Source organism: Pseudonocardia hydrocarbonoxydans, assembly GCF_006539565.1.
Lineage (GTDB): Bacteria > Actinomycetota > Actinomycetes > Mycobacteriales > Pseudonocardiaceae > Pseudonocardia > Pseudonocardia hydrocarbonoxydans.
Genome location: NZ_BJNG01000085.1, coordinates 1 through 943, shown reverse-complemented (window position 1 = coordinate 943; position 943 = coordinate 1). Strand labels below are relative to the sequence as shown.

General features: G+C 68.8%; 1 protein-coding gene. It reads left to right on the top strand.

The window, feature by feature from the left end; translation table 11 throughout:
* Nucleotides 1-126: 126 nt before the first annotated feature.
* On the top strand, nucleotides 127-924 hold the full coding sequence (locus PHY01_RS26080; protein ID WP_141282930.1) for a transposase family protein: 798 nt from the start codon (nucleotides 127-129) through the stop codon (nucleotides 922-924).
* The last annotated feature ends 19 nt before the right edge of the window (nucleotides 925-943 follow it).

Genomic DNA, 943 nt, shown 5'->3' with positions numbered 1-943 from the left:
TGAGCCTTTGCCAACCTGACGGACGGGCAGGTCAGGGCGTGTACGGCGTGGCGTGACCCCGAATGAGTGAAGCTCCTGGTAGACGGGCGATTGCTGAGATCAAACCGTCCGACCAGGAGCTTCAAGGTGCTGTCCTACCCGTCCGGGATGACCATGTCCAGCCGCGCGCTCGGTGTGCTGTCCGATGCGCTGCGGGCGCACCGCAACCAGCGCCGAACGCGCTGGCGTAAGCTCTCGCCCGGCCGGCAGGCGCTGCTGGTCCTTGCGCACCTGCGCAAAGGTGAGACCTACGCCGACCTGGCCTGCGGATTCACGATCGGCACCTCCACGGTCTACCGCTACGTCCGCGAAGCCCTCGACCTGCTCGCCGCGATGGCCCCCACCCTCGCCCAGGCGATCGAGGTCGCGTCCCGGAAGGCGTTCGTCATCCTCGACGGCACCCTGCTACGCATCGACCGGGTCGGCATGGCATCGGGCTACGACCGGGCCTTCTACTCTGGGAAGCACAAGGCGCACGGGCTCAACGTGCAGGTCATCGCCGACCCGATCGGTCGCCTGGTGTGGATCTCCCCGCCGCTGCCCGGAGCGCGGCACGACATGGGCGCCGCCCGTGAGCACGGGATCATCGACGCGCTCACCACGCATGGAATCCCCGCGGCCGCCGACACCGCCTACCAGGGCGCCGGGCCGACGGTCGCGGTCCCACAGCGCCGACGCCGGCTCGACCCCGACACCGGCCGCTACCGCCGCCTCTCCCAGGACCAGAAGGACGTGAACACCGCTCACGCACGCCGTCGCGGGCCGGGCGAGCGGGTCAACGCCGAGCTGAAGAACTGGCGGATCCTGCGCAAGATCCGTTCCAGCCCGAACACCGCCGACAAGCTCGTCGCCGCAGTTCAGACCCTCATGATCGCCAACGCATGATCAGGTTGGCAAAGGCTCA